This window comes from Anaerolineales bacterium (assembly GCA_016928575.1).
Taxonomy (GTDB): Bacteria; Chloroflexota; Anaerolineae; order Anaerolineales; family RBG-16-64-43; genus JAFGKK01.
This window is the reverse complement of the sequence record JAFGKK010000131.1, coordinates 1-15,736: the sequence shown is the minus strand read 5'-3', so window position 1 is coordinate 15,736 and position 15,736 is coordinate 1. Positions and strand designations below refer to the sequence as shown.

The following is a 15,736-nucleotide window of genomic DNA, read 5'->3' as shown; positions in this document are numbered from 1 at the left end:
CCGCACCTTCCCGCCCGGCGATGGGCCCCGCCGCGCAGCGCGGCCCGTTCGGCGGCCGCGGCCCGATGGGACACGGCGGCCCGATGGCGATGATGAAGGGCGAAAAGCCGCGCGATTTCCGCGGCACGATGGCCACGCTGATCGGGTACTTGGGGAAGTACCGGATCGCGATCCTGGCGGTGATCCTGTTCGCGCTCGCTTCGACCGCCTTTTCCATCGCCGGCCCCAAGATCCTCGGCCAGGCCACCACCAAGCTGTTCGAGGGCGTGCTGGCCCAAATTTCCGGCACCGGCTCGATCGACTTCGGCTACATCGGCGACATCCTGCTCCTGACCCTCGGGCTGTACCTGGTCTCGTCGCTGTTCATGTATATCCAGGGCTGGATCATGTCCGGGATTTCGATGAACATCACCTACCGCTTCCGCCGCGACATCGCCGAGAAGATCAACCGTATGCCGCTGCGCTACTTCGACGGGACCAACCACGGCGAGGTCCTCTCGCGCGTCACCAACGACGTCGACACCGTCAGCCAGACCCTCAACCAGAGCCTGACCCAGATCATCACCTCGGTGGCGACCCTGGCCGGGGTGCTGGCGATGATGCTTTCGATCTCCTGGCAGATGACCCTGGTGGCGCTGGCCATCCTGCCGATTTCCTTCGCCATCATCGCCGCGATCGTCCGCGCCTCCCAGATCTTCTTCAAACGCCAGCAGGATTACCTCGGCCACGTCAACGGCCACATCGAGGAGATGTTCGGCGGGCACGTCGTGATGAAGGCCTTCAACGGCGAAGCCAAGAGCGTCGCCCAGTTCGACCGGCTCAACGACACGCTGTACGATTCGGCTTGGAAATCCCAATTCCTCTCCGGGATGATGTTCCCGATCATGAACTTCGTCGGCAACCTCGGGTACGTGGGGATCTGCATTCTGGGCGGGTTCCTCGCGGCGCGCAACACCATCACCGTCGGCGACATCCAGGCCTTCATCCAGTACGTCCGCAACTTCACCCAGCCGATCATGCAGATCGCCAACATCTCCAACGTCTTCCAGCAGACGGCGGCCTCGGCCGAACGGGTCTTCCAGTTTCTGGCCGAAGCCGACGAAACGCCCGATCCCGTCCCGGCCTGGAAGCCGGAAAAGGTGTCGGGCAAGGTGGAGTTCCGGAACGTGCATTTCGGCTACCTGCCCGAGAAAATCATCATCAACGACTTCTGCGCCACCGTCGAGCCCGGCCAGAAGATCGCCATCGTCGGCCCGACCGGCGCCGGCAAGACCACCATGGTCAAGCTGCTGATGCGCTTCTACGACGTCGCGGACGGATCGATCCGGATCGACGGGCACGATATCCGCGAGTTCGCCCGCGGCGGCCTGCGCTGCCTGTTCGGGATGGTGCTGCAGGATACCTGGCTCTACAACGGGACCCTGATGGAAAACATCCGCTACGGGCGGGAGGGCGCGACCGACGCCGAGGTGATCGCCGCCGCCAAGGCCGCCCACGCGGACCACTTCATCCGCACCCAGCCCGAGGGCTACCGCACGATGGTCAACGAGGAGACGACCAACCTCTCGCAGGGCCAGATGCAATTGATGACGATCGCCCGCGCGATCCTGGCCGACCCCGCGATCCTGATCCTCGACGAGGCCACGAGTTCGGTCGACACCCACACCGAACAGCTGATCCAGCGGGCGATGGACTCCCTGATGCAGGGCCGCACCAGCTTCATCATCGCCCACCGGCTTTCGACCATCCGCGACGCAGATTGGATCCTGGTGATGAAGGCCGGCGACATCGTCGAGCAGGGAAAACACGAACAGCTCCTGGCGCAGGGCGGTGTCTACGCCGAACTCTACAACAGTCAGTTCGAACGGGTGGAGAGGGAGTGATGGAACCCTGACGCTGGACGCCGGACCATGGACCATGGTCGAGAATCGCAAGGAAACGATTGTTGCGCGGCCGAAAGAAAAAGACCGCCTCGACGCCAGGCGGTCTTTTTCTTTCGGCCGCGCGCAACCTTCCTTTTCAATAATCGGCAATGGTCCATCGTCCATCGTCTATCGTCTATCGCCCATGGTCCGCAGTCGGTTTTTCCATGGCCCATCGTCAACCGCCCATGGTCCGCCGTCGGTTTTTCCATGGTCCATCGTCCATCGTCCAAGGTCTGCTTCCTTGCTCGATCGTCCTTGGACGACGGCCCCCTTCCACTCTCTTGACAGGAAACTGCGTTGGGGGATAATTCCCCCCGTTGCACAGGCAGCGACGGAGAAGAGTAGGCGGCCTGCCGCCGACAGGAAAGAACGGACCCGGGACGAATCCCGGGATTGGAATCCGTTCCCGGAAGAAACCGCCGAAGTTCCCTCCCGAGCCCTCCGGTTGAACCGCCCGCGTCGCCGCGGGCCAAGTAGACCGGAGCGGATATTCCCTCCGTTATCCGGGACGCCGGTCCCCTTGGCTTCGCTCAGGGCGCCGGAACGAGCCGGCCCCGCGCCTTGTTCGGGGCAATCAGGGTGGCACCGCGGGAATTCCTCCCGTCCCTGAGACGGACGGGGTTTTTGTTTTAAATTCCCGGCCCGCGCCGGGCAGCCCGTCCCGGCGCCGTCCGCGGAAAGGCCGCTCCCCGTACGCCGCCCGCGAGGGGCCGGATGCGGGAGAGAGACGGACCAAAAAACGGCGCCTTCGATCAAGCACACCCTCGGTGGAGGAATGATGTTGGAACAATTGGAAACAATCGAAAAAGACTCCCTGGCCGCGCTGGAAGCGGTGAAGGATTCCGCCGCGCTCGCGGCGTGGAAGACGGCCCACCTCGGCCGCAGCGCGCCGCTTTCGACCTTCCTCGGCGACCTGGGCAAACTTCCCGCCGAGCAGCGGCCGCAGGCCGGCAAGCGCGGAAACGAAATCAAACGCGCGCTCGAGGCCGCCTACGGGCGGCGCGGGCAAGCGCTCGAGGCGGCCGATCTGGAGCGCGCGCTGCACAGCGAACAGCTTGACGTCACCCTGCCGGGCAGGCCCGTCCGCCGCGGGCGCCTGCATCCTTCTTCGCAGGTTCTGCGCCGGATCTACGCCGTCTGGGCCGACATGGGATTCCAGGTCTACCGCAGTCCGAACGTGGAATCCGACGAGTACAACTTCACCCTGCTCAACATCCCGCCCCACCACCCGGCGCGCGACATGTGGGACACCTTCTACACCACCGATCCGGGCGTCTTGCTGCGCACCCACACCAGCCCGGGGCAGATCCACGCGATGCGCGAGTATGCGCCCGGACCGGTGCGGGTGATTCTGCCCGGGATGTGCTACCGCTACGAGCAGATCACCGCGCGCTCGGAGATCCAATTCCACCAGGTGGAAGGCCTGGCGGTGGGGCCCGGCATCACCTTCGCCAACCTGAAGGGGACCCTGGCGGATTTCGCCCGCCGGATGTGGGGCGAAACCGTGCGCACCCAATTCCGCGCCGATCACTTCCCCTTCACCGAACCCAGCCTGGAAATGGACATCGAATGCTTCCTGTGCGCCGGGAAGGGCTGTCCGGTGTGCAAGTACAGCGGCTGGCTGGAAATCCTCGGCGCCGGGATGGTCCACCCGACGGTGCTGAGCAACGGCGGGTACGATCCGAAAACCGTCTCCGGCTTCGCCTTCGGCATGGGGCCGGAGCGGATCGCCATGCTGCGCCACGGGATCGAGGACATCCGCTATTTCTGGGGCAACGATCTTCGATTTTTGGAACAGTTCTGATTGGACGTCCGAGACGATGTACCATGGATGGTGGACCACAGCCGTCGGTTCCTCTCCGTTTGGCTTCGCCGGACGCGCAGATTGGATCCCGTAAAAACCCCGACCATGGTCCGCGGTCTATGGTCCGTGGTCTGTTTCGAGAGCGGATGAAACCATTGGATAAGGGAGTCAGATCATGAGAGTGCCTCTTTCCTGGCTGAAAGAATACGTCGACTTCGACCTCACCCCCGAGGAACTCGCCAAACGGCTGACCTTCGCCGGACTGGAGGTGGAGGCGGTCGAATACATCGGCCTAGCCCCGCACAACGGCCACATCGACGGGCTGCCGCCCGCCGACGCGCCGGGCCCCAAAGCCAAGGGGCTGGCCTGGGACCGGTCGAAGATCGTCGTCGGCCGCGTGTTCGAGGTGATGCCGCATCCGAACGCCGACCGCCTGGTGCTGTGCCGGCTCGACGACGGGCAGACGATCCACACCGTGCTCACCGGCGCGCCGAACCTGTTCCCCTACAAAGGCCAGGGACCGCTCGCCCGGCCGCTCAAGGTGGCCTACGCCCGCGAGGGATCGGTGCTCTACGACGGCCACCAGCCGGGGCAGGTGCTCGCCACCCTCTCGCGGATGAAGATCCGCGGCGTGGAATCCTATTCGATGATCTGCTCCGAGAAGGAGCTGGGGATTTCCGAGGCGCACGAGGGCGTGATGATTCTTTCCGACGACGCCCCGGTTGGAGCGCCGCTCGCCGATTACCTGGGCGACGTGATCTTCACGGTCAAGATCAACCCCAACATGGCCCGCAACGCCTGCCTGGTGGGAATCGCCCGCGAAGTGGCCGCCCTCACCGGCCGCAAGCTCCGGCCGCCTTCCTACGGGATGAAGGCCGAGGGCGAATCCCTCCGCAAACAGCTGAAGATCCGAATCGAACACCCGGACCTCAATCCGCGCTTCACCGCGGTTCTCATCCGCGGGGTGTCGATCGGACCCAGCCCGGAGTGGATGCAGCGCCGGCTGACCCGCGCGGGGATGCGCCCGATCAACAACATCGTCGACATCACCAACTATGTGATGCTCGAGACCGGCCAGCCCCTGCACGCCTTCGACTGGGATTCGCTCGCCGCGCGCGCCGGCGGGCCGGTGACGATCGTCACCCGCACCGCCAAGCAGGGCGAAACGCTGACCACGCTCGACGGCGCGGAGCGCAGGCTCGACGAATTCACCGTCTTGGTCTGCGACGAAAAGGGCGCGCTGTCGATCGCCGGGGTGATGGGCGGCGCGGAGAGCGAAGTCCGCGACGAAACCAAGAACATCCTGCTGGAAGCCGCCGCCTGGGATTACATCAACATCCGGCGGACCGTCGACGCGCAAAAGCTGCCCTCGGAAGCCGCTTTCCGCTTCTCGCGCGGCGTGCACCCCGCGGTCGCCCTGCGCGGACTCTCGCGCGCCGCCGAACTGATGCGCACCCTCGGCGGGGGCGCCATCTCGCGCGACGTGGTTGACGCCTACCCCAAAAAGGCGCCGATCGTGCGCGTGGATCTGCCGTTAAAGGAGGTCCGCCGCCTGCTCGGAATACACATCCCGCTCAAGAAGGTGGCGCAAATCCTGGAAAGCCTGGAGTTCTCCTGCCGGGTGAAAGAAACCGCCCCGCGCCGGAAACGGAAGGGGAAGATCGCCGACGAGGACGTCACCCTGCAGGTCGCCGCGCCCGACCACCGCCTCGACATCGGAAAAGGCGTGATCGGCCAAGCCGACCTGATCGAGGAGATTGCGCGGATCTACGGATACGACCGCATCCCCGAAGCGCAAATCGGGGACCTCTTGCCCAAGCAGCGCTCGAACACCTCCTTGGAACAGGAAGAAGCCGCCCGGGATCTCTTGGTGGACCTCGGACTGCAGGAGGTTCTGACCTACCATCTGACGGCGCCCGAACGCGAAGCCGGGATGTACCCGCCGGGCGGCAAACCTCCGGATCCCGCATACATCCGGCTTGCCAATCCGATCGTCCCGGAACGCTGCGTGATGCGCCGTTCGGTGCTCGCGGCGGTGCTGGAAACCGCCGCCCGCAACGCCGCCCACACCGACCGGATCGCCCTGTTCGAACTCGGCCCGGTCTACCTTCCCGGCGCGAATCCGCTCCCGGACGAACCGGCCCAGCTGGCGATCGTGATGGCCGGCCCGCGGACGGACGGGGACTGGCGGCCCGCCGACCGCACGCCGATGGATTTTTACGACCTGAAAGGGATCCTCGAGGAATGGTTCGCCGGCCTGCACCTTGACGGCATCGCCTTCGAATCGGCGTCCGATCCGCGGTTTCATCCTGGGCGCTGCGCCAAGATCCTCCTCGGCGGCCATCCGGTCGGCGTCGCGGGGCAAATGCATCCGCAAACCGCCGCGCGCTACGAATGGGCGGGGCGGGATCTCCTGGCGGCCGAACTCGAGTTCGAACTTCTGCGGCCGGGCTTGCAGCAGCGTTACGCGATCGCGCCGATCTCCGACTATCCGCCGGTGCTCGAGGACTTGGCCGTCGCCGTGCCGGAAGCGATGCCCGCCCGGCGGGTGATCCAAACCATCCGCAGTGCGGGCGGCGGGCTGTTGAAGCGAATCCGGCTGTTCGACGTCTACCGCGGCGAGCAGGCGGGGGCGGGCATGAAGAGTCTGGCTTTTTCGCTGGCTTACCAATCGTCCGACAAGACCCTCTCGAACGCCGAGGCGGCCGAACTGCGCGGACGAATCATCGAGGCATTGGAAGGGGATTTGGGCGGGAAGGTGCGGCGGTAGGGGTTGCCGTCATTCCCGCGCCTGCCCCCGCGGAGTATCCCGGCTTGCAACTGGTTCATGAGCCGGGATGAATACGAAGCGGGGGTGGCCCAAGCGGGAATCCATGATATTTCGGAGTGGATGCCCGCTAAAAACACGCGGGCATGACGATCATGGAAAAAGAAAACGGCCCGCCGGTGCGGGCCGTTTTGTTGGTTTCAGTCGGACGAAATTATTCCATCGGGGTGACCCGAGCCGCCTGAAGACCCTTGGGGCCGGTTTCGATTTCGAACTCGACCTTCTGGCCTTCGTGCAGCTTCTTGTATCCCTCCATTGTGATCGCCGAAAAGTGCACGAACACGTCCTCGCCGCCATCGCGGGCGATGAAGCCGTAGCCCTTGGTGGCATTGAACCACTTTACGGTACCGACGATACGATCTGCCATTTCTTGCCTCCTGGTGCAAGAGAAATCCGCAACGCGGGGGGTTGGGATGGTATGAAAAAAGCCGCCCGGCGGTTTTCCGGTGCGGCCTTTGTTGCCACTGCGTACCCAGTCCCGCGCTTGCAATTCGGATGGTATCACCCGAATTCGGGGCTGTCAAGCGGGAAGGATGTCCGCGCTCAACGTTCTTCGTCCACGCCGGCGAACAGATCCCGCTCGATCCGCGACGGAGGGGGTTGGGGGCGGCCGCGCATGAAGGCTTCCGATGCGCCGAACACCCGCGCCAGCCCCAATGGCAGGCCGGCCGCCGCGCCGCCTCCCTGACTGACATGACAGGCCGCCGCCTCGCGCTTGGCCGCCAGCGCCGGTCGAATATCGATCCGGGCATGGACCGGGAACGACACCTTCGCCAGAGCGGTCAGGTCGATATCCCCCTTCCGGCCAAAACGGCTTGGATCCCGCCCGACCCACCGCAGAAGGCGTTCCGCCCAGCGGATCAACCGAAGCGGGAGGAGATGGAAATAAAGCTTTTGGGGGCTATAGGGCGGCCCGTCCCCGGGAAAGGCCGCCGGATCGGACGCCAGGGAGAATGCGTCGACGGCCGCCCGATGGGCGGCGATATGGTCCGGATGGAAGTATCCCCCGACCGGATCGAAGGTGACGATCACCTGCGGCCGGAGTTGACGGATGAGGCCGGCCGTATTGCGGGCAACCTCGGAACGCGGCGCGGCCGCCAGCGCCCGGGGATGGCGGTTGTCGGCCGCGCCCGGCATGCCGGAATCGCGGTATCCCAGGAAATGAATGCCCGCCAATCCCAAGATCCGGCCCGCGCAATGGAGTTCGGACTCGCGCATTTCCGCGACGGTCGCAAAACCTTGCCTGTCCGGCGGCGCCTCTCCAAGCTCCCCGCGGGTGGCGCAGATCAGGTGCACTTGCGCGCCGCGGGCGGCGTACAGCGCCAGCGTTCCGCCCGCCCCGAACGATTCATCGTCCGGGTGCGCGAACACCGCCAGCAACCGCTTCCTTCCGGGCACCGCGGCTCGCCGGGCTATTACGAAGGACCGGCCGCTAAGGCTGCGGATACCCGGGTTCGGGCGACGGGAGGCCGCCCTCCGCCGGATAACCCGGTTGGGGCGAAGGCAGTGAATGCTCCTCGCCGCTTCCCGGGGTGGCGGTGCCATCGCCTCCCCCGCCGCACGCTGTCAGCATCGCCGATAGCGCCAAACACACGGCGCAGACCGCCAATCCGATTTTTTTCGCGCGCATTCCATCTCCTTCCCGCCGCTTCCCCGACTTCGCCGCCCATCCCCTCTTCCCCCGCAAGTCCGGCGGGGGGGGCGCGGGGGGGCTGAGAAGCGGGGGAATCCGGCGGGGCGCTATGGTAGAATTCCGGCATCAGCGCCCCTGTAGCTCAGTGGATAGAGCGCCACCCTCCGGAGGTGGATGCCGGCGTTCGAGTCGCCGCAGGGGCGCCTGGTATTTTAACTCCCCAGCTCCACCATCGCCACCTTTTTCGTTCCGGTCATGAACAGCGCCATCGTGCTGCGTCCATACAGACCGTGCACCTCGCCCGGATTGAGAAGGACCGTCCGGCCGATGCGCTCCTCGTTCGCCTTGTGGTCGTGTCCGTAGCACACCAGATCGTACTTCCCGCATTCCGCGAGCGGCCGGGCGATTTCCGGATAGTGGACCAGCGCGATCTTCAAGCCGTCGAGGGTCAGGTCGCCGAATTCCCCCAGGAACCGGACATTTGCGGCGCCGGCCGCGACCAGCGTGTGCGCCCGCCTGTCGCCGTCGTTGTTGCCCCACACGACCAGGACCGGCTTGCCGCCGACCCCCTCGATCAGGCGCTTGGTGACGAACGGCGAACACAGGTCGCCGCAATGCAGGATCGCGTCGGCCTCCGCCAGGTGCGGCATGGCGGAATCCAACTTCCAAATATTATCGTGCGTATCGCTGAGGACGGCAATCCGCATGGCCCCTCCTTTCCTTTTTTCGGCTTTTCCGGTTGGATTGTACCCGACTTGCCTCTCCGGGAATCGCCTCCCCGGCGCCCGCCCGCTGCGGAAATCCCCCGTATGCAAACCGTAAAAAAAAGCAGGCGATATCCAATCCGTTGAAAAAACGTATGCCTTTAAGGTTATAATTTAAAAACAGGAGAGACCGCATGTCCAACCCCACACCGACACTACCCGCACCTTCGCGCAACAACGTGATCAAGCAGACGATCCTGCGCATCCGGTTGGTCTGGAGGCTGTTGTGGGACCGGCGCGTTCCCCTGCCGCTGAAACTTATCCCCTTCGGGGGATTGGTGTATTTAATTGTGCCGTTTGATTTTCTGAGCGAATGGATGTTCCTAGTCGTCGGAGCCATCGACGATCTGGGGGTTCTGCTCGGAAGCCTGTGGCTGTTCGTGGAATTGTGCCCGGATGACGTGGTCAAGGAGCATTGGGAAAATCTGGCGGGAAACACGGTCGACGGCTCTTGGAGGAAAGCCGGAGAGGAAAAAGGCGGAGATGCTCCGCCAAAGCCGGAGTAGCCGGTCAATCCGGCCGAACGCGCTTCCGCTGCGGCCGCCGCCTTGCGCCGGCCGCTTTTTCATCCTCCGCCACGCCGAACAGGTCGTACGGCAGTGCGCCGGTCACCCGGATTCGGGCCATCGCCCCCGGAGGGAATCCGCCCTCGACGAACACCAAGCCGTCCACTTCGGGCGCGTCGCGGAACGACCGGCCGACGGCCAATCCCGGCTTCCGCCCCTCGATCAGGACATCCAGGCTCCGCCCGATCCAAGCCTTGTTTTTCGACTCCGAAATCTCCTGCTGCAATGCCATCAGCCAACTGCGGCGGTTTTCCTTCTCGGCCGGCGGGACATCGTCGGCCAGGGAGGCGGCCGGAGTCCCGTCTTCGCGGAAAAATGGAAAACAGCCGACATGGTCGAATTGCATCTCGCGCATGAAGTCCAACAGGACGTCGAATTGTCCGGGCGTCTCGCCGGGGAAGCCCACGATGAACGCGGTGCGCACGGCCAGGTCCGGCAGGCGCCGGCGCATCTCCCCGACCGTGCGCCGCACCCAATCCACGTCCGACGGCCGGTGCATCCGGCGCAGGATCCCGGGATGGGCGTGCTGGAGGGGGATGTCGAGGTACGGAACGATCCGCGGGATCGACGCCATGACCTCGATCAGGCGCGGGGTGACCGCGCCCGGGAACGCATACAGGATCCGGATCCAGTCGATGCGCGGCGCGGCGGAAGCGATGTCTTCCAAGAGGCCGGGCAATCCGTCGCGCTCCCCAAGGTCGCGGCCGTAGCCGGTCGTGTCCTGCGCCAGCAGGATCAATTCGCGGATTCCGGCGTCCTGCAGGATCCGCGCTTCCTCGAGGATCCGTTGCCGGGGGCGTGAGACGGGCGGCCCTTTGATTCTCGGAATTGCGCAGAAGGCGCAGGCCCGGTTGCAGCCGTCGGCGATTTTCAGATAGGCGCTTGCTCCGCGTACCGCCGCGCGCAGCACCCCGCGCTCGTCGGCGCCCACCGTGGGCGCGGCCGGCAGGTGCAGGACCGGCCGGCCATCCTTGCGCGCGTCCAATCGATCCAGGAGAAGCGGGAGATCCATCCAGCGCCGGGTGCCGATGACGCCGTCGAGGCCGGGGACATCGCGGAGCAATCCTTCTCCGGCGAGTTGGGAAAGACACCCGGCCGCGATCAACCGCCGTCCGGGGCGCTTCGCGGCGGCCAATCCGCGGAGGGCGGCAAGCGATTCGGCGCGGGCCGGCTCGATGAAACCGCAGGTGTTTACGATCACTAGATCCGCCCGAGCGGGATTGCGCGCTTCCTTCCACCCCGCCGCCGAAAGCAGCGCCGCCATGGAATCCGAATCGACCTCGTTCTTGGGGCAGCCGAGCGTCAGCACATGGAATTTTTTCCGCACGGGCATCAGGGGGTCTTTGTGGAAGTCGGGGTGGGCGTGACGGCCGGCGTGGCCGTGGGCGCGGCGGTCGGCGCAAGGACTCCGGTCGGCGTATAGGTCTTCGATGCCACTTCGCCGAAACCGCCCATCTTGCCCTCATCGACGCCGTTGAAGACGATCCGGATGGCGGCGCCGTTGCCGGTGGAGATCTTCACCGTCTGCCGGCCGATGAAATCGTAAGACTGCCCCGGCAGAACCCGGCCGGAAAACCTCCGCACACCGTCGACATCCACTTCGAGAAAGGCCCGTTGCAGAACGATAACGTTGATCCGTACGTCGGTGTACACGCCTCCCCAAGGTGTGGGAACGGTGGTGGCCGACGGCGTGGAGACTGACAGCGTGCCGGGGGTGATCGCCGGGCCGGTTTCGGCCGTCTCCGGAGCGGCGGTATCGGTCCCGGCCGGTCCGGATCCGGGCGCCGCGGTTCCGGCGTCGGTCGGGGCGGCGAGGCTTGCGGCTGAAGCTTCGGCGGGGGGCGCGGTTTCAGGCGGAGCGGTAGGAGTCGGGGTCGCCGGGCCTCTCACGCTCAGCGCGATATGGTATCCCCCCCATCCCAAGAGCGCGACGACCACCAGCGTCACCGCGGCGCCGAGGAGCATATCCATGCGCAGCCGCGCGCGGCCGGAAGGCCGTGGTTTGGCGCGGGCCGCGGTGCGCGGAACGACCGGCGCGGTGATCGGCGAATGCGGACGGGCGGAAGCAGCCTCCGGCGGAGATCCTGGGGCGGCCGGCCGGTCCGCCGCCGCGGACGGCTCACCGGCGGGCTTGGGCCGCACGGCGGGCGGACGGGATTTCTCCGGCCGCAACTTGGTTGCGCCGATCCGACCGGCGAGCTCATCCGGATCAAAACCCAAAAAGGCCGCGTAATTGCGGATGAAGCCGCGGGCTTGCACGACCGAGGGGATCGTGCTTAGGTCGTCGGATTCGATCGCCTGCAGATGTTTAACGCGGATGCGAGTGAATCCCTCGACTTTTTCGAGAGTCAGGCCGAGGGATTCCCGCTTTTTACGCAACAGGCTTCCGAGGGTATCGGCCATGAGGACCGCCGTCCCCCTCCTCCGGCCTCCTCCGCTTGCGGACACGCGGGGGAGGATGTAGAAGAGGGCGGATCTACGGCGCGGGAGCGGCGGGCGCCGCCGGTTCCGGCTCCGGTTCCGGCTCCGCCTCCCCCTCCTCGCCCAATCCCTTGACCACCACCGAAATTTCGGGGATCAGGTCGACCGTCAAGCGGACGGCGACCTTGAAGGCGCCCAACTCGCGCAGCGGCTGGTGGGCGATGTGCCGGCGGTCGATGTGGATGCCGGTCTCGCGTTCGATCGCGGCGGCGATGTCGCTGGTGGTGATCGATCCGTACAGCCGTCCGGTCTCGCCGGCGCGCGCCTGGAAGGTGAGGGTGGCTGCCTGAAGTTTTTCCGCGACCAAACCCATCTCCTGGTTAAGCCGCGTGCGTTCGGCCAGCGCCGCCTGGCGGATCTTCTCCGCCTGCTTCACGGCGCCGGGCGTGGCCAGCATCGCCAGTTTTTGCGGCAGGAGGAAATTGCGGCCGTAGCCGTCGGCCACTTTCTTCACGTCCCCCGCGCGGCCCAGTTTGTAGACGTCCTTGAGGAGAAGCACTTTCATCGTCAAGCCCTTTCGTGGAGTGGAATTCTCCGCCAAGAGTGCGATGGGGGCCGGCAAGGCCGCGGAGCGGAAGGGGTTTTCCTCCGCGCCCATCCGGTTTCCCTCAGCGCCCCTGGCGGATCGGCGAAGGGTACAACGCCGGGGGCGGATTTTACCAGAGAGAGGGCGCGAAGGTCAAACCTCCATTTTCTTCTACCTGGTAGGGCGGAAACGGCGGACAACCATCCCATCCATCCTCCCCCACCGATCCTTTGGGCCTCCAAGGGGTTAATTCGCCCCTCCCTCCTTCCCGTGATACGGGAAGGAGGGAGGGGTAAGGATCTCATCCCAATGAGATGATTCATCCGGGGGAGGAAGGATGGAATGGAACAGCAGGAGCGATCCGGCGGGTCGCCCCCTACTCGTCCAAACCGTTCCGTTCGATCACTTCCCGGTACCACAACGCGCTCCGTTTGGGAGTGCGTTTCTGGGTTTTGTAGTCCACCCGGACGATCCCGAACCGCGGATCGTAGCCCTGCGCCCATTCAAAGTTGTCCATCAGGCTCCAGACGTAATACCCGCGCACGTCGCATCCCGCCGCGACGGCGCGGTGAACCGCGCGCAGGTATCCGCGCAGAAAATCCACCCGCCCCCAATCCTCGACGAATCCCCTCGAATCCGGCGTATCGGCCAAGGCCGCCCCGTTTTCGGTGATGTAAACCGGCGGATTGCCGTAGCGGTCACGCAGGTTTTCCAGCACGGCGGTCAAGCCCGGCGGGTAAATTCCCCAGCCGACGGCGGTTTTCCCCATCGCCGGCGAACTGACCTCTTCGTGGGAGGTTTTCAGAAACCCTCCGCGGCTGGACTGCCCGACCGCCACCGTACTGTAGTGGTTGATCCCCAGGAAGTCGATCGGGCGCGCGATCTGCTTCAGATCCCCGGGTTGGACCGGCGGGAGAAGCGATTTGCTCCACGTCGCGAGCAATTCCGGATAGCGGCCGTGGAAAACCGCTTCGAGGAAAATCCGCTGGGCGGCGTCGAAAGCCCTCCGGCAGGCGGCGGCGTCCTCCGCGGCGGGGGAGGCCGGGATGTACCAGGGATGGTCGAGGACGATTCCGATTTTCCCCTGGCAGCCCATTTGCCGGAAAAGATCCACTGTCTGGCCGTGGGCCAGGAGCAGATGGTGCGCCGCGCGGATCCCCGCGTTCCAATCCGCCATTCCCGGCGCGAAATCCCCGGTGGCGTAGCCGAGGATGGCGACGATGTAGGGTTCGTTGTGGGTCGCCCACATCGCCACCCGGTCGCCGAGCTTTTCAAACACGACCCGCGCGTAGTCCGTGAACCAATCCGCGCTGCGCCGATCCGGCCAGCCGCCCAGATCCTCCAGCGCCTGCGGAAAATCCCAATGATTGAGGGTTGCGTTGGGAACGATCCCGGCCTCGAGGAGCTTGTCGACCAGGCGGTCGTAGAAACCCAGCCCCTTGGGATTGACCTTCCCCTTGCCCCGGGGAAGCACGCGCGTCCAGGCGACGGAGAACCGATACGACTGCAGCCCGAGCGAGCGGATCAGCGCGACGTCTTGCGGCATCCGCCGGTAATGATCGCAGGCGACGTCGCCCGTATCGCCGCGGCGGATCCGGTTCGGCCGGTGCGTGAACCGGTCCCAGATGCTTTCCCCTTTGCCGTCCCTGTTCCAAGCGCCTTCGATCTGATACGCGGCCGTCGCCGCCCCCCAGAGGAAACCTTCCGGAAACAGCAATCGCGCCATAATGCCTCCCGACGAACGCCCCCTGCCGATCGTCCGCTCCCGAGACGCGCCGAAACCGATTATACAACCCCCCTCGACCCTTGGTAGAATGGACGCCGATGCGCACACACGATTTTTCCGAACGCAAATGGTTCCCGGGAACAACCGGCGGGCCGTTCCACATCCTGATCGAACTCGCCGAGCGGATCGAACGCCTGCCTTGGCCGGCTTTCGCGGTGCTCCTGCTGGTCACGGCGGTCATCCCCAGCCGGGGATCGTGGACCCGGGCGGCGGTTCTGCTCGGCTTCTTCCTGGCGGATTGGGCGCTGATCGCAGCGCTTCCAGGATCGAAAAAATCCTTCGGCCCCGCGAAGCCGCCGGCCTTCCTGATGGCCCTCCTGCGCCTGCCGTTTGCCTACCTCCCCTCCCCTTGGTTCCTGTTTTTCCAAGGCGCGGGAACCCTGCTGGCCCTGTATGCCTATTGGATCGAGCCGCACCGCATCACCCTTTCGCGCCAGGTATTGCGGAGCCCTCAACTGCCGCCCGGGCCGCCGCTGAGAATCCTCCACCTGGCCGACCTGCACCTGGAACGCATCACCCGGCGCGAACGGGAACTGCAGAACCTGATCCGCAACCTGCGCCCCGATCTGATTCTCTTTTCCGGAGATTTTCTGAACCTCTCCTTCACGCTGGATCCCGAAGCCTGGGCCGACGCCCGCGCGTTGATCGCCGAGTGGCGGGCGCCGCTCGGGACGTACGCCGTTTCCGGGAGTCCGCCGGTGGACCTTCCTGAGGTTTTGCCGCACCTGCTCGAGGGTTATTCCCACATCCGTTGCCTACACGGGGAGAAGGTGACCCTGCGCCGCGACGGCGCCGAAATCGACCTGATCGGCCTGGATTGCACCCACCGGCCGTACCTCGACGGGCCGCGGATGCTTTCCCTGCTGGGCGGCCGTCCACCGGAACGCTTTACCATTCTGCTCTACCATTCGCCCGACCTCGCCCCGGAAGCCTCCTTGGCCGGCGTGGATTTAATGCTCAGCGGCCACACGCACGGCGGGCAGATCCGCATTCCCATGCTGGGCGCGGTCTACACCTCCTCGCTGTACGGCAAACGGTTCGAAGCCGGGCGCTACCTGCTCGAGGAAATGACCCTCTACGTCAGCCGCGGCATCGGCATGGAGGGGATGGGCGCGCCGCGCGTCCGCTTCCTCTGCCCGCCGGAGGTCATTTTGTGGGAAATCGGCGGGACGGAATAAGCTAACGCTTCCATTCCATTCCGTTCTATCCAAATAAAACTTTCTACATTGCCGCTCTCGGTCCTGCCCCCCGGTCTCTGCCTCCCCCTCTCTCCTGCGATTCCATGACTCGGGGACCTTCTTGCCATCCCACCTCCCCCTGCTCTCTACGTTCGCGGACAGGCTCCTCCCTTCCCGGTTGGCGGATGCCTTTTTGCCATCCCATCCCACCTCCCCCTGCTCTCTACGTTCGCGGACAGGCTCCTC

Annotated in this window: 13 protein-coding genes and 1 tRNA gene; 6 read left to right on the top strand and 8 right to left on the bottom strand. The window is 65.3% G+C overall.

Annotated features, from left to right (window positions below):
- The first annotated feature begins 65 nt into the window (after nt 1–65).
- From JW929_15680 to JW929_15670, 3 genes are all read left to right on the top strand, one after another.
- The gene (locus JW929_15680) at nt 66–1,883 is read left to right on the top strand and encodes an ABC transporter ATP-binding protein (GenBank protein ID MBN1440847.1); all 1,818 of its coding nucleotides are present in this window, start codon (nt 66–68) and stop codon (nt 1,881–1,883) included.
- Between the two features lie 820 nt (nt 1,884–2,703).
- Nucleotides 2,704–3,729 carry a phenylalanine--tRNA ligase subunit alpha gene (gene pheS / locus JW929_15675; GenBank protein MBN1440846.1) on the top strand — a complete coding sequence of 342 codons (1,026 nt, stop codon included), beginning with the start codon at nt 2,704–2,706 and terminating at the stop codon, nt 3,727–3,729.
- A 175-nt stretch (nt 3,730–3,904) separates the two neighbouring features.
- On the top strand, nt 3,905–6,499 hold the full coding sequence (locus JW929_15670; protein ID MBN1440845.1) for a phenylalanine--tRNA ligase subunit beta: 2,595 nt from the start codon (nt 3,905–3,907) through the stop codon (nt 6,497–6,499).
- A 211-nt stretch (nt 6,500–6,710) separates the two neighbouring features.
- Here the strand turns inward: JW929_15670 and JW929_15665 are convergent, their stop codons facing one another.
- The 3 genes from JW929_15665 to JW929_15655 form a co-directional block, all read right to left on the bottom strand.
- Nucleotides 6,711–6,923 (bottom strand): cold-shock protein, encoded by a 213-nt coding sequence (locus JW929_15665; GenBank protein ID MBN1440844.1) that lies wholly within the window; start codon nt 6,921–6,923, stop codon nt 6,711–6,713.
- A 176-nt stretch (nt 6,924–7,099) separates the two neighbouring features.
- Nucleotides 7,100–7,954: a PIG-L family deacetylase gene (locus JW929_15660; protein MBN1440843.1), complete on the bottom strand. Its 855-nt coding sequence runs from the start codon at nt 7,952–7,954 to the stop codon at nt 7,100–7,102.
- A 34-nt stretch (nt 7,955–7,988) separates the two neighbouring features.
- The gene (locus tag JW929_15655; GenBank protein ID MBN1440842.1) at nt 7,989–8,186 is read right to left on the bottom strand and encodes a hypothetical protein; all 198 of its coding nucleotides are present in this window, start codon (nt 8,184–8,186) and stop codon (nt 7,989–7,991) included.
- Between the two features lie 134 nt (nt 8,187–8,320).
- On the opposite strand from JW929_15655, the gene JW929_15650 reads away from it, so the two are divergent.
- A tRNA-Arg gene (locus tag JW929_15650) sits at nt 8,321–8,392 on the top strand.
- A gap of 9 nt (nt 8,393–8,401) precedes the next feature.
- On the opposite strand, the gene JW929_15645 is transcribed toward JW929_15650, so the two are convergent.
- Entirely contained in the window at nt 8,402–8,896 is a 495-nt protein-coding gene (locus JW929_15645) for a metallophosphoesterase (GenBank protein MBN1440841.1), read from the bottom strand.
- A 191-nt stretch (nt 8,897–9,087) separates the two neighbouring features.
- Between JW929_15645 and JW929_15640 the strand changes: the two genes are divergently transcribed.
- Nucleotides 9,088–9,459 (top strand): DUF1232 domain-containing protein, encoded by a 372-nt coding sequence (locus JW929_15640; protein ID MBN1440840.1) that lies wholly within the window; start codon nt 9,088–9,090, stop codon nt 9,457–9,459.
- A gap of 4 nt (nt 9,460–9,463) precedes the next feature.
- Here JW929_15640 and rimO read toward each other — a convergent pair whose 3' ends face one another.
- The 4 genes from rimO to JW929_15620 all read right to left on the bottom strand — a co-directional run bounded on the left by rimO (nt 9,464) and on the right by JW929_15620 (nt 14,252).
- Complete coding sequence (gene rimO, locus JW929_15635) at nt 9,464–10,852, bottom strand: 30S ribosomal protein S12 methylthiotransferase RimO (GenBank protein MBN1440839.1); 1,389 nt, start codon at nt 10,850–10,852, stop codon at nt 9,464–9,466.
- Nucleotides 10,852–11,922 carry a helix-turn-helix domain-containing protein gene (locus JW929_15630; protein MBN1440838.1) on the bottom strand — a complete coding sequence of 357 codons (1,071 nt, stop codon included), beginning with the start codon at nt 11,920–11,922 and terminating at the stop codon, nt 10,852–10,854. Before JW929_15630 ends, rimO begins: the two co-directional genes overlap by 1 nt.
- A 73-nt stretch (nt 11,923–11,995) precedes the next feature.
- Complete coding sequence (locus JW929_15625; protein ID MBN1440837.1) at nt 11,996–12,598, bottom strand: 50S ribosomal protein L9; 603 nt, start codon at nt 12,596–12,598, stop codon at nt 11,996–11,998.
- Nucleotides 12,599–12,902: 304 nt separating this feature from the next.
- Nucleotides 12,903–14,252 (bottom strand): beta-glucosidase, encoded by a 1,350-nt coding sequence (locus tag JW929_15620; protein ID MBN1440836.1) that lies wholly within the window; start codon nt 14,250–14,252, stop codon nt 12,903–12,905.
- A gap of 98 nt (nt 14,253–14,350) precedes the next feature.
- On the opposite strand from JW929_15620, the gene JW929_15615 reads away from it, so the two are divergent.
- Nucleotides 14,351–15,490, top strand: a complete 1,140-nt coding sequence (locus JW929_15615; protein MBN1440835.1) for a metallophosphoesterase — start codon at nt 14,351–14,353, stop codon at nt 15,488–15,490.
- Nucleotides 15,491–15,736: the final 246 nt, after the last annotated feature.

Excerpts from the sequence above, each read along its gene's own strand:
- JW929_15680 (MBN1440847.1), top strand. The coding sequence starts at position 66 with ATGGGACACGGCGGCCCGATGGCGATGATGAAGGGCGAAAAGCCGCGC.
- pheS (MBN1440846.1), top strand. The coding sequence starts at position 2,704 with ATGTTGGAACAATTGGAAACAATCGAAAAAGACTCCCTGGCCGCGCTG.
- JW929_15670 (MBN1440845.1), top strand. The coding sequence starts at position 3,905 with ATGAGAGTGCCTCTTTCCTGGCTGAAAGAATACGTCGACTTCGACCTC.
- JW929_15665 (MBN1440844.1), bottom strand. The coding sequence starts at position 6,923 with ATGGCAGATCGTATCGTCGGTACCGTAAAGTGGTTCAATGCCACCAAG.
- JW929_15655 (MBN1440842.1), bottom strand. The coding sequence starts at position 8,186 with ATGCGCGCGAAAAAAATCGGATTGGCGGTCTGCGCCGTGTGTTTGGCG.
- JW929_15645 (MBN1440841.1), bottom strand. The coding sequence starts at position 8,896 with ATGCGGATTGCCGTCCTCAGCGATACGCACGATAATATTTGGAAGTTG.
- JW929_15640 (MBN1440840.1), top strand. The coding sequence starts at position 9,088 with ATGTCCAACCCCACACCGACACTACCCGCACCTTCGCGCAACAACGTG.
- rimO (MBN1440839.1), bottom strand. The coding sequence starts at position 10,852 with ATGCCCGTGCGGAAAAAATTCCATGTGCTGACGCTCGGCTGCCCCAAG.
- JW929_15630 (MBN1440838.1), bottom strand. The coding sequence starts at position 11,922 with ATGGCCGATACCCTCGGAAGCCTGTTGCGTAAAAAGCGGGAATCCCTC.
- JW929_15625 (MBN1440837.1), bottom strand. The coding sequence starts at position 12,598 with ATGGGCGCGGAGGAAAACCCCTTCCGCTCCGCGGCCTTGCCGGCCCCC.
- JW929_15620 (MBN1440836.1), bottom strand. The coding sequence starts at position 14,252 with ATGGCGCGATTGCTGTTTCCGGAAGGTTTCCTCTGGGGGGCGGCGACG.
- JW929_15615 (MBN1440835.1), top strand. The coding sequence starts at position 14,351 with ATGCGCACACACGATTTTTCCGAACGCAAATGGTTCCCGGGAACAACC.